This window comes from Psychrobacter sp. P11F6 (assembly GCF_001435295.1).
Classification (GTDB): Bacteria; Pseudomonadota; Gammaproteobacteria; order Pseudomonadales; family Moraxellaceae; genus Psychrobacter.
The window spans coordinates 13,871-37,811 of record NZ_CM003594.1; the positions used below are offsets into that span (position 1 = coordinate 13,871).

Genomic DNA, 23,941 nt, shown 5'->3' on the forward strand with positions numbered 1-23,941 from the left:
GGCGTGTTGCGAAGGCTAGGTTTTGGGGTAGTCTCGAGACCAAACCTAGCCACAGAAAATCATAGATTTTCTCTTGCGTCAGGGCGAAGCAGTACTTCGCTTGATCCATCCTCACACCTAGATAAGCAGATAATAGCGGATGGCAGGATGATCGGCTTCAGCTTCATAGTAGCTCTGATAACCACGCAATCTAATACAGCACTTCAAAATACTACCAAGCAAACCAAACATACCAACCAAAAAAACCTCGCAATCGCGAGGTTTTTTGTTTTATTTAGTATGACTGACTACAACAGCATCAGTGTTGACCACGCAACTATAATTATTTAGCTTTTTGGTAGTAGTCAACCATCATAGTGCCTAATGTGCCGTTGTCATCGATAGTGACTATTCTAACCGTACCAGACTGTGATGCGGTACTAGATTGCACTTGTCCAGCATTACCTAAGACGACTTGGTTGTTTTTGGTCGCTTTTGCCTCGTTACCGATAGCGATGCTGTTCATGCCGCCTGCCATAGATTTATTGCCTAGCGCTACCGAGTTTGCACCTTGTGCGGCTGCCGCTTCACCAACTGCGGTAGAGCGTACACCACTAGCATCGGCTATATGACCAAAGGCTTGCGCGCGTTCAGCAGTGGCTTTTGATTGCCAACCGATAGACGTTGAGCCTAAACCTGCGGCATTGGCTTCCCCGCCAATAGCCGTTGCGGAGTTTAGACCTGCATTGGCTTTATTGCCGACAGCGACCGTATCGTTAGTACCACCAGCGATTGCCGCTTCGCCGACTGCGGTAGAGCGAACACCGCTAGCATTGGCTAGATGACCAAAGGCTTGCGCGCGTTCGGCAGTGGCTTTTGATTGCCAACCGATAGAAGTTGAGCCTAAACCTGCAGCGTTGGCTTGACCGCCGACAGCGGTTGCTGAGTTCAGACCTGCATTGGCCATATTACCGATAGCAACCGTGTCGTTAGTGCCGCTAGACATAGCACTATTGCCTAAAGTAATGGCAGTACTGTTCGTAGTGGTTTGGGTATTTGAAACTTGGGAGTCAGCACCTGTTGCCATAGCAGTGCATGCAGAAGTTGCGGCAATGGCGAGAGTAAGGGAACTGATTTTGAGTGCTAATTTTGATAGGGAATCCATTTTCATCATGCTAAATCCTTTTAGACAAGCCATCTTGGCTTAGTAGAGGGTTTGGGTAAAAGCTGATAGATCACAATCCTTGCAATATGAGCATACTCTGGCATAAATAACCTGATCATATGTAGAGTCCGCAACATTAATGTAACACTAATTTTTAACCATTATTCAAATAATGATAGCATTATATTTTCAAAGGTCATTTAAGCCGACGAATGAACAGTTATAATATAAAACTACCGTAAAGGAGAGCATCGGTGCTGTACAACTTTGATGAAATAATAGACAGACGTGATACGGGGTCGTTTAAATGGCATTATAGCGATGACACGATTCCGCTATGGGTCGCGGATATGGACTTTAAGACCGCCCAGCCTATTTTAGCGGCGATTGAGCAAGTGACGCAGCATGGCATATTGGGTTACACCGTGCCGACCGAGCCGTTGTATCAAGCGATTATCGACTGGCATGGCAGTCGTTACGACTTGTGGCTGGATAAGCGGGATATTCTTTTCTCTACGGGTGTCGTGCCAAGTTTGGTGCTGATGATGAAAGTATTTACCGAGGCAGGGGATGCGGTACTCATTAATGACCCGATTTATACGCCTTTTATGACCAAGGTTTTGGATAATAATCGTAAGCTGGTGACCTCTGCATTACAGGAGAATGAGGGGCGATACTATCTGGATTTAGCTGATATAGAAGCTAAAATTATCGAGCATAAAGTTAAGCTGTATTTGTTGTGTAATCCGCATAATCCGGGCGGACGTGTATGGACAGCGGATGAGCTTGAAGCGCTGCTTTTAATCTGCAAAAAGCACGATGTGGCGATTGTGAGTGATGAGATTCATCAAGATTTAACTTTGAGTGGTCACACCTTTATTCCCTTTTTAACCCTAGCAACAGGCTATGAGCACAAAGTAGTCAGCCTAACCTCGATGACCAAAACCTTTAATATTGCCGGTATCAAAGGCTCGATGATGTTTGCTAAAGACAGGGCATTACTGAGTAAAATTAACCAGCAGCAGCGTTTGAGTGACGAGCATGAGCTAAATTTATTTGCTTATACGGCCATGCGTAGTGCTTATGAGCAAGGCGGTGAATGGTTGGCGCAGGCGCTGACTTATATCGAAGCCAATATTGACTTAACGCTACAATTTTTAGAAAAGCATCTGCCTAAAATTAAGGTGATGCGTCCAGAAGCTTCTTATTTGATTTGGCTTGATTGCTCGGCATATGCGCAAGACGATCAAATACTTTATGACACACTAAGAGCCGCTAAGGTTGAGCTGAGTGCAGGTATCAAATATGGTAATGAGGGGCATCTAAAAATGCGCCTTAATGTAGCGTGCCCTAAAGCGCTGCTTATAGAAGGGCTAACTCGTATGCATACTGCATTAAATAGCGATGCTTTTAAACAGTAATATCATTTAGCAGGATAACCAGTAATGTCCTGAATGCTTTGGTATAAAGGTTTTAAGCGCTCATACATTTTCAGGTAGACTTCATTATATAAGCGCTTGTAGAGCTGGACGTTGGCGTCAATAGGAACGAACTCATCACCCAAATGGGTCATGGCCTGAGTGGCGGTTAAATGGTCAGGATAAACGCCAAGCCCTACTGCACAATTGATAGCCGCGCCTAAGCCTGAGGCTTCATAAGTATGCGGCCGGTAAGCGGGCATACCGAAGATATCGGCGGTGAGCTGCATCGCTGAGTCACTTTGTGAGCCGCCACCAGAAACACGCAAGTGTTTAATAGCTTTGCCTGTGCGTTTTTCAATAGTATCGAAGCCTAGTTTTAGCTCGTAAGCGAGCCCTTCTAATATAGCTCGATAAACATGCGCTCGCGTGTGTACGTCGCCAAATCCAATGAGCGCACCCTTGCCTTCAAGACCCGGATGACGCACACCTGGCGACCAGTATGGCTGCATCATCAAACCCATACAGCCCGCTGGAATGTCTTTTATCGCTTGATCGAGGAGTTTTTCGGTATCGATGCCTTGGGTCTTTGCTAGGTGCTCTTCATAGTGGGAAAATTGCTCTTTAAACCAACTGACCATCCAAAAGCCGCGATAGATCATATATTCATGATTATAGTAATTCGGCGCAGCGGCAGTGTAGGCGGGCATGTGCTTAAGGATTTCGACGTAATTGCTCGACGTGGTATTAATAGTCGCGGTGGTGCCAAAGCTTAAACAGGCGGTGTCTGCTGCGATTCCAGCGGAACCCAATGCTTCGCAAGCCTTGTCACTGGCGGCAGCGATCATCGGCGTGCCTTCTAAAATACCAGTAGCTTTAGCTGCTTTTGCACTAATACTACCGAGCTTTTTCCCCGGTGCAACAAGCTTGGGCATTTGCTCTAGTCGGCAATTAAATAGTCGCCATTTAATGTTGTTTGGCTTAAACCAAGCTTGCGCTTTGTAATCATAAGGCAGGTAACCGAGGGCGTGACCGCTTGAGTCTATCAACTCGCCTGTGAGCTGATAGGTGAGGTACGCGGATAAATTGACGTAATGAGCGGTTTTTGCCCACATTTCTGGTTCATGATGCGCAAGCCAGTTACAGCGTGCTTTTTGCTGCGCCTCTTGTACCAACTCGTTCATACCGATGACTTTGGTGAGTGGACCTAGAAAGCCTATGTCATTGTTCTCGCCGCGACGCAAATCCATCCACACAATAGCGGGACGTAGCGGCTGCTTGTCTTTATCCAAACATATCATGGTATAGCGCTGAGTGGCGAGGCTGACGCCGGCAATTTGCTCGGGCGTAATATCACAGGTTTGCCATAACTGCTGGCAAGCCTCGCTTAATTTTTGCCAATAATAATCGGCATGTTGCTCCGCAAAATTTGGCTGCGTTGAAAAATACGGCTCGATAATAACGCGGGCTTTGGCAATCTCGCTACCGAATTGATCAAAGATCAGCGCTCTAACGCTTTGGGTGCCATTGTCGATAGCTAAGAAATAAATAGGGGCATCAAAGTGGTTGGTCATAGTCATCCTTAACTATGTGGGAATAGATATATAGCTCAATAAAAATACGATGATTATAGTGTGCTACTGGGGTAAGTTTTCCGCAGCCTCTGTCTGCGTAGGCATAGCAAGCAAGGAAAACTTAAACCAGTAGCATTTGCTATTAATACAATATAAAAAAGCGCTAAGCCGCTGGCAAATGATAATAGCATTGCCATAATTGGGTATAGCGTTCAACTTCTTGCTGCCATTTTTGCTGATCCCAGCCCAGTTCCTGCTGACATATTTGCTTCAGTCTTGCACTAATCAGCGGGGTCATCGCGCCATGTGGCAGTATCAATCCTAGGCGCGTGCGTCGCAGTAACAAATCGTCCAAGTGAATGACTTGCTCATAATGCGCCGCAAAACGGATTTCCGCCCAAATGGTGTTGCTATCGGTCACATAAGCCAAATCATCGTCATGCGCTAATTCTAATAAGGTATCAAGCTGTAGACCGTAAAACCCTTGCAAGCGTTGTTGCAATAGTGGTGTTAGGGTTGAAAACTTGGGATTGGTTGGCGGTTGATTACTAAAGACTTGGCTGCTATATGAGACATTATCTTGAGTAGCTGACTCATCAAGTTCGAGCACCTTTTGACAAACTTTCAGTACATCAAGGGCGATTAGGCGAAAGGTGGTTAATTTGCCGCCACTGACGGTCACTAAATTATTATCCAACCAAACGCTATGGTCGCGTTTTTCTTTACTCGGGCTGACGCGCTTACCATCACCGCCGTCAGAAATCAGTGGACGCACGCCTGCCCATGAGCTGATGACATCCTTGCGGCTAATGTCTACATTATCAAAGAGATTATTGGTCGCTGCCAATAGGTAATCCACCTCTTCATTAGTGATACCGACTTCGTTATCGTCTAATGGCGGATGATCCAAATCGGTGGTACCAAGGACGGTACGGTTTTCCCATGGAAAGACAAAGACGGCTCTTTTGTCGATAGGGTGCAAAAAAGTATAGGCTTGCTGCAACGGTAGGCGCTCTTGACTGACCACCAGATGGCTGCCACGCGACGGGCGAATTTGCTTATGAAAGCTTTGTTCTGTTTGTTTGCTTGCTTGCATTCGTAAGGTATCAGCCCAAGCCCCCGTGGCACTAACCACCACTTTGGCATGAATATCGTAAGTATGATTGCTATATTCAGCAGAAGTATCTAATAGAGTAGCGCCAACCACCAAGCCTTGCTCATTAGTAATTAATGACTCAGCTTTAAGGTAGTTAATCGCCTGCGCGCCATCATTAATCGCCTCATCAAGTACCCGCATCACAAGGCGTGAGTCATCGGTCACTGCATCACTAAACTGACTGGCTCCTAAAAACTTATCTTGTTTGATGTGCGGATTAAGCTGTAAAAAAGCGTCTTTTTTAAAGTATTTAGAATAGCGTTTGCCCGCCAATCCATCGTAGACACGTAGCAGGGTATTGAATATCCATGGCGGTGGAAACTTGCCTTTATAATGCGGCATGACGTAATGCATCTCGTTGACCAGACCTTTTGCTTCACTGAGCATGCGCTCACGTTCACGCACGCTAAGCAAGGTCGTCTTATAATCACCCGAAGCAATATAGCGTAGCCCGCCATGTACCATTTTACTTGAGCGGCTGGACGTGCCCCACGCAAAGTCTTTTTGCTCAATTAATAAAACTGCTAAGCCGCGCCGTGCTGCTTCGCGAGCAATGCCAGCGCCAGTAATGCCGCCACCGATGATGAGCATATCCCAAGGTTCCTCTTGAGACGAGCGCCAAGATAAAGGCGCTAATGCTTGCTGGCGTTGCTGATTGGCTTGGTTCATAACCGACTCATCTCAAATGATACTCAAATTAATCAGTGACTCAGTATTGCTAAGTCATCTGGTCAGACTGTAGCTACCTTTTAATCTTCGATTAAAACGCCTGGGTTCATACGCTGTTCAGGGTCTAGGCTTTTCAGCATATCATGGGTTACTTGAATACCGAGCTTACCTTTTTCGGCAGCAAGGTACGGGGCATGATCGCGACCAACACCATGCTGATGCGATATCGTCGCTGTGCCATTGGCTAAACTTGAACTGGCGGCATGTTTGATTTTTTGCCAGCGGCTTAAGGTACTAGCGTGGTCTTGTGCTGCTCTAAAGAAGTAGGTGGTATAAAGACTGGCACCTTGTTTATAGACATGCGAGATATGAGTAAAGGCCATGACGTTTTCGCCTTCCTCTGCCAGAGCGTTTTTCACCGCTTCTTGCATCTGCTGCATCTGCTCGTCGATATGATTCCAGTTGGTTGCGGTCTCAAAGGTATCGACCATGATGCCTTTTTCCCATAAAGTGCCACGTAGATATGGAAATTTAAAGCGTCCATGCGCCCACACACTGCCCATGATATCGGTTATTTTACCCGTGACACTACCGTGCTGCTTTAATAGCTTATTAAACTGCGTCAGTGCCAGTTTATTCTGTGCTTTATCCCCTGAAATGCCATAAGTGAGCATGACTTTATCTGAGCTGAGTCCGCGCGCTTTAAGATAAGTGCTAATCGCCATAAACTGGCTAGGCGTAGTACCTAAATGTAGATGCGCGTCAGTCTCGACCGCATTGCTTAGGCGTAGCATTGATAATTGAATATTTTTTTGTACGGCTTGTCTGAGCACTTCTTTACCCGCTGCCCAGTTCGGTAAAAAAGCAACTTTAAACAGCTCTTCTTCGGGTTGTGGTTGTACCCGCATTTTGACTGTCGTAAAAATACCAGCGCGGCCTTCGGTGCCCATCATCATTTCACGCAGATCAGGTCCTGCCGCTGACGCTGGAATATCCGCAATATTGAGCACGCCTTGTGGCGTCACCAACGTACCACCGGCAAACATCTGCTCGATGCGTCCGTAGCCTAACGACTGCTGACCACTAGAGCGCGCTGCAATCCAGCCGCCAAGTGTCGATAGCTCCCAAGACTGAGGATAATGTCCCAAGCGGTAGCCGTGTGCGTCCAGTTGTGCTTCGACTGCTGGCCCTTGTGTACCTGCGCCAAAAGTAGCAATTTGGCTCTCACTGTCTAAATCAATCAGCTGAGCCATCTTGCTCATGGCGATGGTCAATACGGGGCGTGAGCCTTTTTGTGGATTGATATGACCCGCTACTGAAGTGCCACCGCCAAAAGGAATGACGATGAGGTCGTGCTCGCTCGCTAGCTTTAATAAGGTTTCGACATCAGCGGTCGATTCAGGAAAAGCGACCCCATCAGGAAAGACTTCAAAGTCGCCACCGTGCATCGCTATCCAGTCTGGAAAGCTTTGGCCACGAGCATGTCTAAGTCTTACTTCGTTATCGACAGATACGGTATCAAGCTCAGTCATAGCAACAGGCAAGCGGGATTTGGGGACGGTTTTAAGTACTTGCTGTAAGCTCACTGATGATAGTTTTTTGGTTTTACCAATGTGCGATTTGATCAGTTTCGCCCCGTGCGCTGAGACTTTTTTATTAATATTGATATTGCCCCAGCCATTCCAGCGCGTTTGCTCGATTGGGGTATTTGCCGTATGACCTTTTAAGGCGGCGTCTATACTGGTGTTATTGGTATTTTGGTTATCAGAATTGACTGAAATAGCTTTAGACGGGTCAGATTTAGGGCGTTTTCGGATAAGGGCTTTGATTTTGCTCATAGGGACATACCTGTCAATTTATTATGATTATCTGTGACTATAATAAGTAACTGTTTTCTGTACATTAGTCAACAACGATTGGTGTGCTGTTCCGACTTACTAATTCTTTATTCTCCACCAAAACCATCAGTCTATGCGCTAAGTAGTGCCAAATAACACCAATAAAATTTAACATATAAAAATACCAATGCGGTGAGACTAAGCTAGAGAAGGTTTCGGGTGAAGTCTACGTGTTGCCTAATAATATACGGTAGTCATAGGCGATACTGATACAAGCTTCTCTGTAGAATGCTAGGTAAAAAAGTATAATGGCTGCTTTGTAATAACACTTATTTGTAATAATGCTTGAACCAGAATTTAGGCGTTGCCTATAAAAGCATTAGGTCAATTAATCGCGTTTTTATTCTGTTGATTACTCTACAGTGCCTTATCATCGCTACCTAGATGTAGAAAAATATAGAAGAAATGCATTCATTGATGAAATAAAGTAGAGGTTTATACTGATGAGCTATAGATTTATATACCAGTTAGCAGATTAGCGTATTTTTATAACCAATAGACTGCTCAAACTTGTTAAAATAGCGCACCAATTTATTTATTGATGGACACTACGTTATGACAACTGCTGCCAACGTTCCTACTATTAAAGAAGATCGCATCTTAATTCTCGATTTTGGCTCACAGTACAGCCAGCTTATCGCCCGCCGTGTCCGTGATTCTGGGGTATTTTGTGAGATGTTCCCTTATGATATCGACACTCAGCGCATTATCGATTTTGGCGCAAAAGGCGTTATCTTATCTGGCGGTCCTGAGAGCGTCCACGCAGATGACAGCCCACGCATCAATGATGCCGTATTTGATCTAGGCGTACCAGTATTGGGTATCTGCTATGGTATGCAAGCGATGGCAGAGCGCTTCGGTGGTAAAGTTCACGCCAGTGACATCCATGAATTTGGCGCAGCAACCATCAATATCGATGGCAAATCAACGCTGACTGATGGTATCGAAGACGCAGCAGCGAAGCTAAATGTGTGGATGAGTCATGGCGATAAAGTGGTCGATGCCCCACAAGGCTTCGATATCGTCGCTAGTACGCCAAGCTGCCCGATTGCGATTATGGCAGATGATTCGCGTCACTATTACGGTCTTCAGTTCCACCCTGAAGTCACACATACCGCGCAAGGTTCTGCACTGCTAGGACGTTTCGTCCATGAAATCTGTGGCTGCGCGGGTAGCTGGACGCCTGATAACATCATCGATATGCGTATTGAGCAACTGAAAAAGCAAATCGGTGATAAGCAAGTATTACTTGGTCTTTCAGGTGGTGTGGACAGTTCAGTCGTCGCAGCATTATTGCATAAAGCCATTGGCGATCAATTAACCTGTGTGTTTGTTGATACTGGTCTTTTGCGTCTGCACGAAGGCGACCAAGTGATGCAAATCTTCGCTGAAAACATGGGCGTAAAAGTGATTCGTGTTGATGCTGAAGAGTTATTCTTGACGGCATTGGCTGGCGAGTCTGATCCGGAAGCCAAACGTAAAATCATCGGTAAAACCTTTATCGATGTATTCGCTAATAGTGCTCGTGAAGTCAGTGAGCAAAGCGATGGTAAAGTCATCGAATTCTTGGCGCAAGGTACGATTTATCCAGACGTGATTGAATCAGCGAAGTCGCATCAAGGTAAAGCCCACGTGATTAAGAGTCACCATAATGTAGGCGGTTTGCCAGATGATTTGGCATTTGAGTTGGTTGAGCCATTACGCGATTTGTTTAAAGATGAAGTGCGTAAATTGGGTATTACCCTTGGTCTACCAGCGAAGATGATTAACCGTCATCCGTTCCCAGGACCGGGTTTGGGCGTGCGTATCTTGGGCGAAGTGACCAAAGAATTCGCTGATATCTTGCGTGCTGCTGATGCTATCTTTATGGAAGAGCTTGAGCGTTCAGGCTGGTATGAGAAGACCGCGCAAGCATTTGCGGTATTCCAACCGATCAAATCAGTTGGCGTGGTCGGTGATGGTCGCCGCTATGCGTGGGTGATTGCGCTACGTGCGGTTGAGACCGTAGACTTTATGACCGCGCGCTTTGCGCATCTGCCGTATGATTTGATTGAGACGGTATCGAATCGCATTATGAATGAAATCGCTGAAGTTTCACGCGTGACTTATGATGTATCTAGCAAGCCACCAGCGACGATTGAGTGGGAATAAACCGTTTAAGTATTCTAAACGGTAACGGTATTAACCTAGCTAGATGTACAAACACGTACTATCTGCGCTCGGTTGCCTTGTTACCATTTTAGACTACGTAAACTTATCTAAATAGCTTTTCAACTCATGTTTTATGAGTTGATATACGACTAATCAAGAATTAGATTAGTTCAATATAGCGATAAAAAAGCACTCAACTTGGTTGGGTGCTTTTTTTGGTTAAAACAAACAGGCAACTAAGAATCCTCTAATTTTTCATTGAACATTTGTCTTTATTATCTATAATAGTGTCAACTTTAATTGGCTATTATTTATTAAAGTCGAGATAAGCCTATCAACCGTTCAGTATTTAGTAAAATTAAGGGATAAGATGTTTTGTAATAACTGTAATCAAGAAAATTCAAGCGAGGCAGGATTTTGTTCAAAATGTGGGCATCAGCTCTCTGACGTTCAAGCACAAACACCGCCACCATTAACGGCGGTTAATATTTCTAAAGATGCGCAAATCCCGCAAAATCAGTTGGCTTCCAGCTCTGAAAGTGCTGATGCTTTATTAGCGACTTTCGTCGGTGAAAAGTATGACAGTTTTTATCGTGACAAATGGTTTAAGGACAGCGAGCCACGCTTAGAGGTTAATAATGATGGCTCTAGTATACACAGTTTTAATTTGGCTGGACTTCTCCTGGGAACGTCTTGGTTGTGCTATCGTAAAATGTATCTAGTCGCTTTTTTTATTGTACTTGGCATTAATGCAGTTGATTTAGTCTTAATGCATCTGCTCGGTATGGAGGCGTATAGCTCTATAGGTCAAACCAGCTTTTTTGTCGCATGGGCAGTACTGACAGGACTTTTAGGTAATTATTTTTACTTTAGTCACAGCGTCAAAAATATAAAAAAAGTCATGAGTAATACAGCTGACCCAGCGACGGTCGAACAGGAGTTAGCGGCAAAGGGTGGTACGTCATGGGTTGGCGCCATTGTGGGTAGCATATTATCAGTATTGCTATCTATGGGTATGTCCTATTTGTTTGCGCCTGAGTGGTATTGGTTGGTGTAGTACCTCTAATAAATAAGGTTAATCTAAGGAGGCGAGACAAAAGTGATGGAACCATTAAAACAAGCATATGATTTGGAACTCACGGATAAAGATCATGGGCAAGGTTGGGATTTTGGTCGCCCAGTCGGCATCACCACGGATCAATGGCCGCGAAGCAGGATTAACGGTCTACCGATGGCGCACTTATGGACGATATTAGTGCCTGAAGCGTATCGCGTAAAAGGGAAAGATCTCGTGGCAATATCACTTTTTCAAGCGGATGATCATGTTGAAGATAGGGTAGACGGTGTTGAAGATATGATTGCTAACCTCACTGAGGTGAATTATACAGACGCTGAGAATTTTTGGGCGTCACTGAGTCGCTATGCTAACTATCGTCACCCTCAAGAAATCTATCTTGAAGATATTATTGGTGGTGGCTGGACATTGATTTGGCTAACCAAGGAGGAGTTTGAAGGTGAAGCGACAGCACTGCCTAATAAAGAAGATAGTATATATCCAAATTATGAGATTGAAGAGTGGAGTAGCACTTGCTTTGCCAAAGATGAACCCGCTCAGTTTATTAAGCACGTTGTCCGAATAGATGATCCTAATGTCGGAAAAATGCTTGATGAGTGGCCAGATGAAGATGATGGAAATGCCTATATTCCGATGTTCTCTGAAAAAGGTAAGATGTTAAAGCTTGATAGGTTTCATGCAAAAAGTCATTTTGGTGGTACGGCCAATCCCATTCAAGCGATACCAGAATTTAGCCCTTTTTATATTGAGTTTGAAGAAACGCTTGGCGATGCCAATATGGGCGGTGGTAATGGGCAAATTGATTTGCTGAATAGTCAGTTTGACTGGGCGTGTGGCTAGGTGTTGATAACGTAAAAATGGCTGCGTTTGAAAGTCATTTGCTCCATCTTTATTTCATCTTTATCTAACTGCGAATACAATTGCTAAGATATCACGCGTGACTTATGATGTATCGAGCAAGCCGCCTGCAACGATTGAGTGGGAGTAGTTTTTCTTTGAGTACTGCTATTAGTCATAAAAAAAGCCCACGATAACGTGGGCTTTTTTACTCTTTGAAAATTGAGCTACTTACTATATGCAATAAGTAACTTTGAATTACTCATCATATAAATATTACATGAATGGTAGATCTAACCAAAAATAGCTTTAGCTAGTGCTATATTCGGTATATGGCGTATTCGAGATGTTTTAGCAGTATTATCAGAATACTCTAACTTTCTTACTGGTGCTGGCACACGTTTTATATGAGGAGATTTATCTCTTTCAACTACCATTACAGTAACAGTTTTTTGATGTTCAATAGTTTTAGACATTATTTTCTCCTATTTACAAAATATAGGGAGTAGGTTATCTACAAATTCAAAAGTACTAATATGTTGTAGGTTAGTCGGCTTCTTCAGCTCCAACTCCAAAAAGATACATATCAAGAGCATAAGAAAGAGTATCCAAAAGAGGCTCGATTAAACTAATATAAATCGTAGGATTACCTCTCAATAGACAATTATGTCTAGCATAAATGTTTAGGACAGCCAAAGTAGGAGGTGCTGTCAGCTCGTTACCGTTAGAATAACTTCTTGCATAAGGTGCATTGATAGGTATAGATAATAAGGAACGTGCAGAACTATCGTTAAAATAGTACTCGTAAAGTGAATCTGCTTGTGATTTATTTATGTGTCTTTTCTGTTCCTTGAACAACCAGTCATTAACACTGTGCAAGAAGTCTGGGTAATATTGGTAATGATTTGTAGAGAAGGCTTCTGGAGCACCAATCACCCGTTGCTTTGTTTTTTCATCGGAGTTATCTTCAACCACAGGGAGATATAACTTGGATTTGTCCCCTCTAGATTCCTCTTCTATAAAGTTTCTAGTAGAGTCTTTATGTGATACAGCAAACGGTACTAATACTGCGTCGATTTGCGAGCATGCAGAGTCAGCATTAGCGCCATCGAAAAATATGGAAATATTGCTCCAGTTTTTTTCTATATAAGTTTTCGATTCGTCAACTCTCATCACTATCATTAGATTAACACTTATAGTATCACTTTGTAAACTTTCATATTCTGATGCCAACTTACGGATAAGTTGAAGGATATTAGTCACAACAATTAGAGCATCCTCTTCCTTCTGATCAATTAAGCGTCCGTATTCTAGAGCTTTTTTAACAGCTTTAGGGTAAGTTGTAACAAAGTAACTCTCTGTTGGTAATAATCGCTCTTGTTCGAGTCTCCTCTTTCTAGATTTTCTTTCTATAGATAGATATCGTGTATCTGCATATGCTTTAAGGGATGAAATAATTAAAACAAAATATATTGTAATTTTTATATATATTGCTGTATCATTCCAAAAAATTTTCAATCCAGAAAAAGAATAAAAAACATAATCTGAATTACTCCCTATTATAGATCCTAACTTTGCTCCAATCATAGCACCTAAAAACAATTGCGAAATAACTACAAAAAAATTAAAAAACCCGTGAGAGAGTATATTTACAACTATAGTTTCTGCTAATTTCATCAAATAAAAAAATATACTTAGCATCATTCTTATTGGTTGTATTTTTATTTTTCTATAAAAGGTATTTATTTTTTCTTTCATGAACTAGACCTTTTTAGAGAAAAAACTGAAGTGAAATATATAAAGGTCTCAAGTCTATTAGACCTCTGGCAAAAGTACCAGTTCATTGACTTCCACTGAGGGAGTTATAAGGGCTAGCGATGACTTATGCAAGAGGTTTATTATGCATATTTCTAATATTGTATATTATATATCCAATGTAATCACTATAAAAAATTACATAGCTATCAAAGGCATATAAGTAGTTGGTAGTTATTCTATTAATTTTTTAACTTTAAAAAAGCAGCATTTCAAAAGAGATGCTGCTTTTTTTATGAAAATTAGTTTTAAACCAAATGCTAACTACCCCTTCACATTCACCACATAACGTCCAACCACTTTGCTAGACATAAAGCGATCTAGGTATTCTGGCGTTTGCTCTAGTGTAATTTCTTCACCATAGCTCTCTAGATTAGGCAGTTTCATATCAGTCGCAACACGTTTCCAAATAGCTTCTTTGTCAGCCAGTGGAATATAGACCGAATCGATACCCAATAGTGACACCGCACGGGTGATAAAAGGTATCACTGACATCGAAAACTCAGCGCCGCTGGCTAGGCCACAACTGGTCACCGCACCGCCAGATTTGGTTTGCTTTAGCAGGTTTGGTAAGTAGTCACCGCCAATGGTATCAATGGCATTTGCCCACAGTTCACGACCAATAGGCTTGTTACCGATTTCATTGATGGTATCGCGATGACGCACTTCACTCGCTCCAAGCTCTTTTAAATGCTCGCTTTGCTCTGGCTTACCTGAGAATGCAATCACTTCATAGCCAAGCTGCTTTAAGATAGCGATACTGATTGTACCTACGCCGCCCGTTGCACCAGTTACCGCGACTGGACCATCACTGGGTTTTGCACCCATTTTTTCTAATTTTTGGATACTGAGTGCTGCGGTTAAGCCGCCCGTACCGTAAGTCATTGCTTCTTTTAACGTCAGCGTTTCTGGGCAGGGCAATGCCCAATCGGCAGGGATAGAGATTATCTGACCCAGACCGCCACCCGTATCCATGCCCAAATCATAGCCAAATACCAATACTTCTTGCCCTGTGGTAAACGTGCCTGATTTGTCGCTGACAACGACGCCTGCTGCATCAATACCGGGGGTATGCGGATATTGTCTGGTGATTCTTTTATTGCCTGATGCCGACATCGCATCTTTGAAATTTAACGAGGAATAATGTACTTCTATCAACAAGTCATTTTCTGGCAAGTCGCTGATGTTGCGTTCTTGAATACTTTTGCTAAAGGTGCCGTCGGTATTTTCTTCGACGACTAAGGCTCTAAAGGTTTTATTATTAGACATCATATTATTCCTAGTGAGGTTTTTTGGTGTGTGTTTTTACTTGCACGTACATCATTTGCAACTACATCGATGTATGTAAGACAGTCATTTATGCTTTTAACAACACCTTACCATTTTTACTTGCCTGCAATTTACCATCGACGGCCTTGACGATATCTGCTAAATCAAACGTCGCTTCAACGGGCAGTTTTAAATTGCCATCGTTAGCACGTTCGATTAGCTCATCAATCAAGCGCTGTTTGTTTTCAACGCTCATTTCTTGACTGATTTTGCTACCCCAAAAGCCTTTGATCGTCGCTTGTTTAAAAATAATATGGGTTGGATCTAGTACCATTGGTTTGCCTGACATGATGCCAAACGATGCCAATGTGCCCCCATGACCCAGTAACGCCAGCAGATCATTACTTGAGTCACCACCGATAGAATCAACCGCGGCACTGATTTTCTCATCACCAAGGATGTCTTTTACTTGGTCTTTCCAGTCGTCATCTGAGGTGTTGATATTATGCTTGATACCCAGTGCTTCTAATTCCTTGATAGCATCGCCACTTCTCACGACATTAAGGGTGTTAATACCACGCGCGGCGGCTAGCATGGCGAGCGATTTCCCTACCGCGCCATTGGCAGCATTATGAATCACCCACTGACCGCTTTTTAGTGCTAAAAACTCAATCAGCATCAGCGCGCTGAGTGGCATCGCAATGAGCTGCGCCGCCATTTCGTCCTCTAAGCTATTAGGCATGACGAATACCATGTCTTTTGAGGCGACAAAATACTCTGCCCATGTCGCTTGTACGCTCGCCGCTGCCACGCGCTGACCCACTTTTAAGTCTTTGACATCCTGACCGACGGCATCGATAATGCCAACCGCTTCGCTACCACCAACCGCTGGCAGCTCAGGTTTAAAGCCATATTGACCGCGAATGGTTAATAAATCATGGTTGTGGATAGAGGCGAGTACCATTTTGACTCGGACTTCATTGGCTTTTGGTTCAGGAATAGGCGTGTCACCTAAACTGAGAACGTCAGATGGTTTACCGAAGGTACTATAAGTTGCGCTACGCATAATCATTTCCTTTATTGTTTTTAAGTTGTGAGCAACAGTAACAAGTTTGTCTCAGTACCCTCAATGTTACTTTAGTTAAGGAATGTTATGCGTTGCTCGTATCGCGTGTAGTAAAGCATAAGTAGTAAAGCATGATAAGTCACAGCGTGAACGTCTACTGAGAGGCTTTATCCTTTTCACTTATGTCGCCGACGATGACTGTAAAATCACCGTCTACCATCTCTGTGAGTAATGGTTCGCCTTTGTCATTGACGCGAAACAGACCATATTCAGCCGCTTCAAACGCCTCAGCATGACCTTCTTGAAAGAAAAACGCATTGGTCGCCAATTGCACACTGCCGTTACGGATGCGGTAATAAATGGGCAGCTCACTTTTAGTTAACTCTTCACGACTATTACTATCAGCTAAGCGGACAAAATGTCCTACATTATTACCATCGATTTTCACAATCACATAGCCTTGGCTGGGTTGATAAGGGTGGAAAGCTGGTTGTAGATTCTCTGAATTTTTAAAACTACCTAAGTATTCTTGCAGCTTTTTCGCTCGCAACGCTGCAAGAAAATCACCCTCTAGCGCATAGCTTAACGCCATATAATCGCCTTGCATAAAACCACGTGGATCAACGGGTGCGAGCGCTAATAATACCGTTTTGCCATTACTAAGATGGTTTTCGTATTTGATGATATTCAGTGTCATTACGACCAATATCAAGGCTAACCCCAGTAGGGCAATCGTAATCGTAACGGCTCGTTTTTTTAGCCAATGCGTGGATGGTGACGTGTCATCAATCAAGCGCTTAGTCAAAATTTTATTTTTCATGAGTGGCGCTCCTGATGATCGTTGGCGCTCATTGTCAAGTCAGTATCGTTGATAAGGGAGTTAGCGAAATAGCGTTTAATCAATAGCCAACGCCCCATCAGCATGGTCAGTCCGACGATTAGCATCGAGAGAGATTTGATTAGCAACGAAGTATCGAGCTGATAGTAATACCAAAATACATAGCTGACCAAGGCGGTGACGCCCAAACCTAATAGCACTCGTTGGCTATTGGCGATCGCAATGACGATAATAAGGCTGGTCGCGAGCAGTCCTGAGACGTAAATCGATATTATCCCAAGCAATACAATCCCACCACCAATGAAGAATCCCGCTGCCGATAGTAATTTAACGTCGTAACGTTTTAGAATCAGATAAGCGGCATAAAGGCTGGCAAGTGTAAGCAGTACTTGCGCCAAATAGTAATTGTAGCGAAAAGTGTCGCCATAATAAGTAGCAAGGCTATGACTATGTTCAGCGGCAATAAAGTACACAGAAACGCACAACAGCATCAGCGCGCTGGCGTAACCAAGGGCTTTAATAATATCAAAAGCATCCGCGCGCCATTTACTAGGTATACGCTGCAATAGAGAATAGCGTGATAAGTTGCTGCCAGTCGTAATCAGTGTTAATAGCCCCAAGCTAACCTCAGGTAGATGATAATAGTTAAGCAGATAAACCGTCAAACCTAGTGTCATTATGCTACCCAATAGGCGATAGATACGGTTGGGCATAATGACCGTCATAACGGCTTGCACGATTAAAAAAAGCCAAACATCTATAGGATGCGACAAATTATTATCAAATAAAGCAAAGGCAATGTAGGCTTGCCCAGCCGAGCTAATAGCCAATGCTAGGCTACTGATAAAGGTATTATCACGGCTTTGCTTGTTTCTAAATAGCACAAAACCCGCCGCGCTGAGTACTAGACCTGTAATTAACAAGGCAATCACGCTGTCAAAGCCATCGATGCCGAACAATAATAGAGACAAAAAGGCGATTAGAAACAGACTTGCTACAATACCGCTGAGACCAAAAAGTATCTGTATAAACCAAGGAGTATCGTTTTGAGAGTGATGATTCGCTATCGTTGCCTTAGGACTTGTCTCACCAGTACGGGCATCAATCACATTTCCATCAATCAATCCAAGCTGTTGCAGCTGTAAAAGGACATTGTCCGAGTGTTGATTATTCATATCATTACTCATAATTACCTCCTTTGACGACAGCACTGGGTATATTGTTTTCGCTGTTTAAACGTGCCGCATGACGCAGCCAAACAACCGCCGCTGAACTCATGCCAATCAACAATAGGGCTAAGATGAGAAAACCACCCATATCAAAATTGTCTAAAAACAACTTACCCGCCCAAAACATCACCACGACAATGACAGAGCCACATAAATAGGTCAGCATTAATAGATTGATGCGATACCAATAAAATCGCCAAACCATAAATCCGCACCAGCTCATCCATAGCAGCAAAGCGATCAGCGTCATTAAAATATTGGCGTCATCAAAGACATAAAGAATGGCAAGGTAGGTAATAAAATAGCTGCTGAGTAAACCGACGACATAAGCGCTCCAATCCATCTCGGGCTTAAATCGGCTGCGTGTGACTGATGGTGGTTGACGGTCGATAAACGCGAGCCACAAGTTTAGCGCCACAAAATTAACAGCGGCAAGCACGCCTATTTGTAAGACACCTTCATAAAAATAACTGACAAAGGCAAAGTCCGTAACGCCGAAATATAGGATGAGACCAGTATTGACGAGCCCCAACCATAACAACCAAAGCGCAGGGAAGCGGGCGATGATTACCCAAGGAATAATCAATACGGCCCAGCCAAAAAACAGCTGCCACGTATCAGCACCCGTTTGATAGACCTGCCCAAATAGCGCCAATAAGCTGCCCGTAATCACGCTGGCAATGAGCAATAATAATTGGCGAATAAGCTGAAACCGTTGCCTAAAAGATAGTGCAACGTACAAAGCAATAGTGATAACCAAGGCCCCTTCGACCAAAGCGAACTTGCCCATTTTGCCCATATTTATCCAGTTATAGGCAATAAAAAATACCAGCGATAATACCAGCGCGATCGCCCCGATAATCAGCATGGCTTTATCAAAAAAGACCAGCCATGAGCGTTTGCTAGGATAGACTTGCAAATGAATCGCTGCATCGTTGGCATGCGTCAATGGCAGTATGCCTTGCTTGAGTAAATGCTCGATAGTACGCCGTGGTTGGCTCATAGCGTCCTCTAAATAAAAAGATGATGTTGCTTATCTTAGCTTTTTTGTGAGAGGCAGGTGTACTAAAGTTTATAGTTTTTTAATCAATAAAACTCAATACGACTGAGCAAATGCTCTTGGATGAGATAGGCGCAAATATAAGCGCTCGGCCACGCGACTATAAGATCAAAATTTCATCAAGAGATCAGCGTTATTAGCTTTATAAAAAGGAATTAATAGTGATATTGGTAGGTATCTATTCTAAATTTAGTGATTTTTATCATGATCTTACTCAGCTATTACAAAAATAAGTAATTGCAAAAATGAAAAAGTTGCACGATTCTGAATAGCGAATAGGTCTAGTTTTGAGTGTCGAAAATACCACACTATTATTCATCAGCATAGGCTTAAAAATTCTAGTGTGTGATTAGTTATTAACAATAGTCTTATAAATAAAATTCATCATATCTACTAGGGTTTTATTGCTTGATAGCATTGATTTCATTCACTTGACAGTGATAATTAGTGATTTAGAAACTGAAATTTGTAGTAATAAGACAGGCTTCGAATGAGCGGTAGCATATTGCTGATGAAAGGTAATAAGTAGCTATAAAAATTACTAAAGTAATAGTAATCTCATCTGATTTTTGGTCGTCGAAACTGCTTTGACGGCAACCTTATTTTGCTTGTTAGTATCGGGGATGCATTAAAACTTATTGACATTTGTATCGTTTTTAATTACTAATAGTTGTCTACAATATGACCAATAGTTAGTTAAAGTATTGTTAATAAACATAGTCAATATACGGATATATTAACTCGAATCACTACTATTTAGTTGATCCGCCCAGCCACTGACCAGCAAGGATAGCTATTATATGATGCGCACTCCTAATCACTTTTTGTCCTCTATATTTTTGCCTACCTCTCTTGCGCTCGCCATGTCTATGACTGGCTGTAGTAGCGATAAGTCTGGCACTGACAGCCAAGCAGCTGCCGTTGATCCTAATGTACTGGCTGATACTCAAGCGCTCGTCGTCAATAACGGTACCGAACCTGAATCACTTGATCCACACAAAGTATCGGGGGTACCAGAATCTACCCTTGGCCGCCAGATGTTAGAAGGTTTAACCAATACGGATGCCGAAGGTAAGACCATTCCAGCAATGGCAACCAGTTGGGAAAGCGAAGACAATAAAGTATGGACCTTTAAGCTGCGCGATGCTAAATGGTCAAATGATGATCCAGTAACGGCAGAGGATTTTGTCTACAGTATGCGCCGCTTGGTCGATCCAAATACTGCGTCGCCGTATTCAAGCTATTTGGTCGATGCCAAAGTAGTAGGCGCTGATCAAATCGTTGATGGTAAGGCAAGCATTGAAACCCTTGGCGTAAAGGCTATCGATGATAAAACTTTGCAAATTACGTTATCAGAGCCAGTCCCTTATTTTCCAGATATGTTGATTCATAATTCAGTCAAGCCCGTTCATAAAAAGACCGTTGAAGCCTTTGGTGATAAGTGGACAGCTCCTGAGAATATCGTGGTTAACGGTCCTTACAAGCCTACCCAGTGGCAAATTAACGACAAAATCGTTTTAACGCGCAACGCTTCTTATTACGACGATGCTAATACGACTATCGATACCGTCACTTTCCTGCCGATTCCTTCTAGTACGACTGACGTCGCACGCTATCAGGCGGGTGAAATCGATGTGACCTACAATGAGATTCCAACCGAGCAGTTCGCTTCGCTTAAAGAGCAAGTGGGCGATCAGCTAACCGTATCTCCTTATCTTTGTACTTATTATTACGAGTTTAATACGGTCAAGCCACCGTTCAACGATCCCAACGTACGCCGCGCTTTAGCCTTAGCTTTGGATCGCGATACCATTGCGGATAAAGTTATCGGTCAAGGACAGACGGCCGCTTATCAGTTGACACCCCCTGCCACCAATGGCGATATTGCAAATAATCCAGAATGGTCGACTTGGGATCAAGAAAAGCGGGTTACTGAGGCCAAAAAACTGCTCACTGAAGCAGGCTATAGCGATAGCAATCCACTGACTTTTGAGCTGCTATACAACACCAATGACAATCATAAAAAGACTGCGGTCGCGGCTACTTCACTATGGAAGCAAGCGCTCGGCTTCGTCGATGTGACTTTGACCAATAAAGAATGGAAAACCTATTTGGATACCCGCCGTAATGGTAACTATCAAATTGCGCGTGCTGGCTGGTGTGGTGATTATAACGAAGCGTCAGCTTTCTTAAATATTGCCAAATCTGACAATAGTGGCAACTACGGTAAATACAATAACGCTAACTTTGACAGTTTAATGGCGCAAACGCTGAAAGCTGGCGTTAGCCCTGAGCAGCGTGCCAATCTATACAAGCAAGCTGAAGCTCAGCTCGATCAAGATATGGGTTTACTTAACATTTATCATTACGTCAGCCCGCGTCTAGTAAAACCTTATGTCATTGGGTTTCCAACTAAGGATATATTAGACAATTGGCAGGTAAAAAATCTCTCAATTGCTAAGCACTAATTGTTTGACTGATCGCTGAATAATTCTATTGAGTAAGTATCTGAGAGCGGTAAAATTAGCTGGTTTTATTTATCGCTCCTATCAAACAACGCTGATAGTGCCATTAGTTTCATTTTTCACGGCCACTCTTATTAGGCGTGTTAGATGAAACTTTTGTTATTTATAAACGACGATTATCGATATTTTAGTTAAAACCAAGTCATTGAAGATTGCTAGTTGAACGATAACTGGGCGTTAGGTTTGTGCTAGTTATCTCATTTTAATTTAGCTGAAAAATAAGCATCATTATAAAAGAGGCATTATGCTAAAACTGATTTTTCGGCGTATCTTAGAGGCCATTCCGACCTTATTCGTATTGATCACGGTCTCCTTTTTTATGATGCGTTTGGCGCCAGGCAGTCCGTTTACGGGTGAGCGTAGCTTGCCACCTGCGGTACTGGCCAATATCGAGGCCAAATACAATCTCAACGATCCTATGTGGCTACAGTATGTTAATTATCTAAAGCAGCTAGCGGTAGGCGACTTTGGACCGTCTTTTAAGTATAAAGATTATACGGTTAACGAGCTGTTGTCGCAGTCGTTTCCCGTCTCTATGGAGTTGGGTCTATACGCTTTTATATTGGCATTGGTCTTAGGACTTATCTTCGGTGTTATCGCAGCCCTTAAGCAAAACTCATGGATAGACTACGTACTGATGGCCTTTGCTATGACAGGCGTTGTGATTCCAAGCTTCGTTAAAGCGCCATTATTAGTGCTGATTTTTGCCATTATTTTGCAATGGCTACCGGCTGGTGGCTGGAATGACGGGGCACTCAAAAACCTTGTATTACCAGTCGCCGCTTTAGCGCTCGCTTATGTTGCGAGTATTGCTCGTATCATGCGCGGCTCGATGATTGAGGTGATGAATAGCCAGTATATCCGAACGGCCAAGGCGAAAGGTTTGCCGATGCGCCAAATAGTGATGAGGCATGCGCTGAGACCCGCACTACTACCCGTTATCTCTTATTTAGGTCCAGCCTTTGTCGGTATTATCACAGGCTCTATTGTGATTGAGACTATCTTTGGTTTACCTGGTATCGGACAGTTATTCATTAACGGCGCACTTAATCGTGATTATGGGGTAGTGCTTAGTTTGACTATTTTAGTCGGGGTATTGACCATTGCCTTTAATGCTATCGTCGATATTTTATACGCGGTAATTGATCCAAAAATTCAGTATTAAGGCGACCATTTAAGCGCACTATCATTCCAATACGGTTTGATGGGTATCATTCATTATTATTATGCTAAATAGATTATTAAAAGGACGACTATGAGCCTTACCGCAGACCAGACAACTGACCTAGCAGAAATAGGGGCTCAGGAAATCAAAGGCCGCAGCCTTTTGCAAGATGCTAAGCGCCGTTTTTATCGCAACAAGGCCGCCGTAGCCAGTCTTTTTATCTTGCTACTCGTGGCTGCTTTCGTCATCTTTGTGCCGATGTTAGCACCTTTTGGTTATGCCGAAACCGACTGGAACTTTATGCAGTCCGCGCCAGCCATCGATAACAAGCACTACTTCGGTACTGACTCACTCGGTCGTGATTTGTTAGTGCGAACCGCAGTAGGTGGTCGTATCTCCTTGATGGTAGGCGTCGCCGGCGCTACGGTTGCAGTGATTTTCGGTACGATATACGGTGCAACGTCAGGCTATCTTGGTGGCAAAGTCGATACCGTGATGATGCGTGTATTAGAGATTTTAAGCGCCTTCCCCTTCATGTTCTTTGTGATTTTATTAGTCACTATCTTTGGTCGTAACCTTATCTTAATCTTTGTGGCGATTGGACTGGTATCGTGGCTGGATGTTGCGCGTATCGTTCGCGGGCAAACGCTAAGCCTGAAGAGTAAAGAGTTTATCGAAGCTGCGCACGTAGGCGGCGTATCAGGCTTCAATATTATCTTACGCCATATCGTGCCCAATGTACTCGGGGTGGTGGTGGTTTATGCCTCTTTATTAGTGCCAACGATGATTTTGTTTGAGTCATTTTTAAGCTTTTTGGGACTTGGTGTTCAAGAGCCGATGACCAGTTGGGGAGCGCTGTTGCAAGAAGGCTCAAAAACCATGCAGGTAGCACCTTGGCAGATTTTGATTCCCTCAGCTTTTTTGGTCATTACTTTATTTTGCTTTAACTTTATTGGCGACGGTCTGCGTGATGCGTTTGACCCTAAAGACCGCTAAGAGGGTGCATCATGAAAAACCAAAGTATGAAGGATAAAAGCATGGAAGATAAAAAC

18 protein-coding genes and 1 pseudogene are annotated in these 23,941 nt (G+C 43.3%); 8 read left to right on the forward strand and 11 right to left on the reverse strand.

Translation table 11 applies throughout. The annotated features are described in order from the left end of the window. Positions 1 to 322: 322 nt before the first annotated feature. Positions 323 to 1,153 (reverse strand): hypothetical protein, encoded by an 831-nt coding sequence (locus AK822_RS00060; RefSeq protein ID WP_060490120.1) that lies wholly within the window; start codon positions 1,151 to 1,153, stop codon positions 323 to 325. Positions 1,154 to 1,398: 245 nt separating this feature from the next. Between AK822_RS00060 and AK822_RS00065 the strand changes: the two genes are divergently transcribed. Continuing rightward, on the forward strand, positions 1,399 to 2,565 hold the full coding sequence (locus AK822_RS00065) for a MalY/PatB family protein (protein ID WP_060490121.1): 1,167 nt from the start codon (positions 1,399 to 1,401) through the stop codon (positions 2,563 to 2,565). A 2-nt stretch (positions 2,566 to 2,567) separates the two neighbouring features. Here AK822_RS00065 and AK822_RS00070 read toward each other — a convergent pair whose 3' ends face one another. The 3 genes from AK822_RS00070 to AK822_RS00080 all read right to left on the reverse strand — a co-directional run bounded on the left by AK822_RS00070 (position 2,568) and on the right by AK822_RS00080 (position 7,799). Then, positions 2,568 to 4,136 (reverse strand): FGGY-family carbohydrate kinase, encoded by a 1,569-nt coding sequence (locus AK822_RS00070; RefSeq protein ID WP_060490122.1) that lies wholly within the window; start codon positions 4,134 to 4,136, stop codon positions 2,568 to 2,570. A 163-nt stretch (positions 4,137 to 4,299) separates the two neighbouring features. Next, positions 4,300 to 5,961, reverse strand: coding sequence for a glycerol-3-phosphate dehydrogenase/oxidase (locus tag AK822_RS00075; RefSeq protein ID WP_060490123.1), 1,662 nt, complete (start codon positions 5,959 to 5,961; stop codon positions 4,300 to 4,302). An 80-nt stretch (positions 5,962 to 6,041) separates the two neighbouring features. Continuing rightward, entirely contained in the window at positions 6,042 to 7,799 is a 1,758-nt protein-coding gene (locus AK822_RS00080; RefSeq protein ID WP_060490124.1) for an FAD-binding oxidoreductase, read from the reverse strand. A gap of 615 nt (positions 7,800 to 8,414) precedes the next feature. Between AK822_RS00080 and guaA the strand changes: the two genes are divergently transcribed. The 4 genes and pseudogenes from guaA to AK822_RS15225 form a co-directional block, all read left to right on the forward strand. Continuing rightward, positions 8,415 to 10,010 carry a glutamine-hydrolyzing GMP synthase gene (gene guaA, locus AK822_RS00085; protein WP_060490125.1) on the forward strand — a complete coding sequence of 532 codons (1,596 nt, stop codon included), beginning with the start codon at positions 8,415 to 8,417 and terminating at the stop codon, positions 10,008 to 10,010. 370 nt (positions 10,011 to 10,380) lie between these two features. Beyond that, positions 10,381 to 11,067 (forward strand): zinc ribbon domain-containing protein, encoded by a 687-nt coding sequence (locus AK822_RS00090; protein WP_060490126.1) that lies wholly within the window; start codon positions 10,381 to 10,383, stop codon positions 11,065 to 11,067. Positions 11,068 to 11,109: 42 nt separating this feature from the next. Beyond that, positions 11,110 to 11,925 (forward strand): hypothetical protein, encoded by an 816-nt coding sequence (locus AK822_RS15070; protein ID WP_157292325.1) that lies wholly within the window; start codon positions 11,110 to 11,112, stop codon positions 11,923 to 11,925. 73 nt (positions 11,926 to 11,998) lie between these two features. Beyond that, positions 11,999 to 12,073 (forward strand): annotated as a pseudogene (locus tag AK822_RS15225) (hypothetical protein); the annotation flags it as partial. Positions 12,074 to 12,215: 142 nt separating this feature from the next. Here AK822_RS15225 and AK822_RS00100 read toward each other — a convergent pair. From AK822_RS00100 to AK822_RS00130, 7 genes are all read right to left on the reverse strand, one after another. Then, positions 12,216 to 12,398, reverse strand: a complete 183-nt coding sequence (locus AK822_RS00100) for a hypothetical protein (RefSeq protein WP_060490128.1) — start codon at positions 12,396 to 12,398, stop codon at positions 12,216 to 12,218. Between the two features lie 70 nt (positions 12,399 to 12,468). Next, the gene (locus tag AK822_RS00105) at positions 12,469 to 13,680 is read right to left on the reverse strand and encodes a hypothetical protein (RefSeq protein ID WP_060490129.1); all 1,212 of its coding nucleotides are present in this window, start codon (positions 13,678 to 13,680) and stop codon (positions 12,469 to 12,471) included. A 321-nt stretch (positions 13,681 to 14,001) separates the two neighbouring features. Beyond that, entirely contained in the window at positions 14,002 to 15,006 is a 1,005-nt protein-coding gene (locus tag AK822_RS00110) for an oxidoreductase (protein ID WP_060490130.1), read from the reverse strand. A gap of 88 nt (positions 15,007 to 15,094) precedes the next feature. Then, positions 15,095 to 16,072, reverse strand: coding sequence for a zinc-binding dehydrogenase (locus tag AK822_RS00115; RefSeq protein ID WP_060490131.1), 978 nt, complete (start codon positions 16,070 to 16,072; stop codon positions 15,095 to 15,097). A gap of 154 nt (positions 16,073 to 16,226) precedes the next feature. After that, positions 16,227 to 16,892: a GDYXXLXY domain-containing protein gene (locus tag AK822_RS00120; protein WP_060490132.1), complete on the reverse strand. Its 666-nt coding sequence runs from the start codon at positions 16,890 to 16,892 to the stop codon at positions 16,227 to 16,229. After that, positions 16,889 to 18,097 (reverse strand): DUF4401 domain-containing protein, encoded by a 1,209-nt coding sequence (locus AK822_RS00125; RefSeq protein ID WP_060490133.1) that lies wholly within the window; start codon positions 18,095 to 18,097, stop codon positions 16,889 to 16,891. Before AK822_RS00125 ends, AK822_RS00120 begins: the two co-directional genes overlap by 4 nt. Then, positions 18,090 to 19,142: a DUF2157 domain-containing protein gene (locus AK822_RS00130; RefSeq protein WP_060490134.1), complete on the reverse strand. Its 1,053-nt coding sequence runs from the start codon at positions 19,140 to 19,142 to the stop codon at positions 18,090 to 18,092. The genes AK822_RS00125 and AK822_RS00130 overlap by 8 nt, the downstream gene beginning before the upstream one ends. Positions 19,143 to 19,999: 857 nt before the next feature. Here AK822_RS00130 and AK822_RS00135 point away from each other — a divergent pair. The 3 genes from AK822_RS00135 (at position 20,000) to oppC (ending at position 23,885) form a co-directional block, all read left to right on the forward strand. Further along, positions 20,000 to 21,667 (forward strand): ABC transporter substrate-binding protein, encoded by a 1,668-nt coding sequence (locus AK822_RS00135; RefSeq protein WP_228139041.1) that lies wholly within the window; start codon positions 20,000 to 20,002, stop codon positions 21,665 to 21,667. A 301-nt stretch (positions 21,668 to 21,968) separates the two neighbouring features. Then, positions 21,969 to 22,889, forward strand: a complete 921-nt coding sequence (oppB, locus tag AK822_RS00140; RefSeq protein WP_045442924.1) for an oligopeptide ABC transporter permease OppB — start codon at positions 21,969 to 21,971, stop codon at positions 22,887 to 22,889. 90 nt (positions 22,890 to 22,979) lie between these two features. Next, the gene (oppC, locus tag AK822_RS00145; RefSeq protein WP_060490135.1) at positions 22,980 to 23,885 is read left to right on the forward strand and encodes an oligopeptide ABC transporter permease OppC; all 906 of its coding nucleotides are present in this window, start codon (positions 22,980 to 22,982) and stop codon (positions 23,883 to 23,885) included. Positions 23,886 to 23,941: the final 56 nt, after the last annotated feature.

Bases quoted from the DNA above. Each gene is read 5' to 3' on its own strand.
- AK822_RS00060 (WP_060490120.1), bottom strand. From the start codon at position 1,153: ATGATGAAAATGGATTCCCTATCAAAATTAGCACTCAAAATCAGTTCC.
- AK822_RS00070 (WP_060490122.1), bottom strand. From the start codon at position 4,136: ATGACCAACCACTTTGATGCCCCTATTTATTTCTTAGCTATCGACAAT.
- AK822_RS00075 (WP_060490123.1), bottom strand. From the start codon at position 5,961: ATGAACCAAGCCAATCAGCAACGCCAGCAAGCATTAGCGCCTTTATCT.
- AK822_RS00080 (WP_060490124.1), bottom strand. From the start codon at position 7,799: ATGAGCAAAATCAAAGCCCTTATCCGAAAACGCCCTAAATCTGACCCG.
- guaA (WP_060490125.1), top strand. From the start codon at position 8,415: ATGACAACTGCTGCCAACGTTCCTACTATTAAAGAAGATCGCATCTTA.
- AK822_RS00090 (WP_060490126.1), top strand. From the start codon at position 10,381: ATGTTTTGTAATAACTGTAATCAAGAAAATTCAAGCGAGGCAGGATTT.
- AK822_RS00100 (WP_060490128.1), bottom strand. From the start codon at position 12,398: ATGTCTAAAACTATTGAACATCAAAAAACTGTTACTGTAATGGTAGTT.
- AK822_RS00105 (WP_060490129.1), bottom strand. From the start codon at position 13,680: ATGAAAGAAAAAATAAATACCTTTTATAGAAAAATAAAAATACAACCA.
- AK822_RS00110 (WP_060490130.1), bottom strand. From the start codon at position 15,006: ATGTCTAATAATAAAACCTTTAGAGCCTTAGTCGTCGAAGAAAATACC.
- AK822_RS00115 (WP_060490131.1), bottom strand. From the start codon at position 16,072: ATGCGTAGCGCAACTTATAGTACCTTCGGTAAACCATCTGACGTTCTC.
- AK822_RS00120 (WP_060490132.1), bottom strand. From the start codon at position 16,892: ATGAAAAATAAAATTTTGACTAAGCGCTTGATTGATGACACGTCACCA.
- AK822_RS00125 (WP_060490133.1), bottom strand. From the start codon at position 18,097: ATGAGTAATGATATGAATAATCAACACTCGGACAATGTCCTTTTACAG.
- AK822_RS00130 (WP_060490134.1), bottom strand. From the start codon at position 19,142: ATGAGCCAACCACGGCGTACTATCGAGCATTTACTCAAGCAAGGCATA.
- AK822_RS00135 (WP_228139041.1), top strand. From the start codon at position 20,000: ATGATGCGCACTCCTAATCACTTTTTGTCCTCTATATTTTTGCCTACC.
- oppB (WP_045442924.1), top strand. From the start codon at position 21,969: ATGCTAAAACTGATTTTTCGGCGTATCTTAGAGGCCATTCCGACCTTA.
- oppC (WP_060490135.1), top strand. From the start codon at position 22,980: ATGAGCCTTACCGCAGACCAGACAACTGACCTAGCAGAAATAGGGGCT.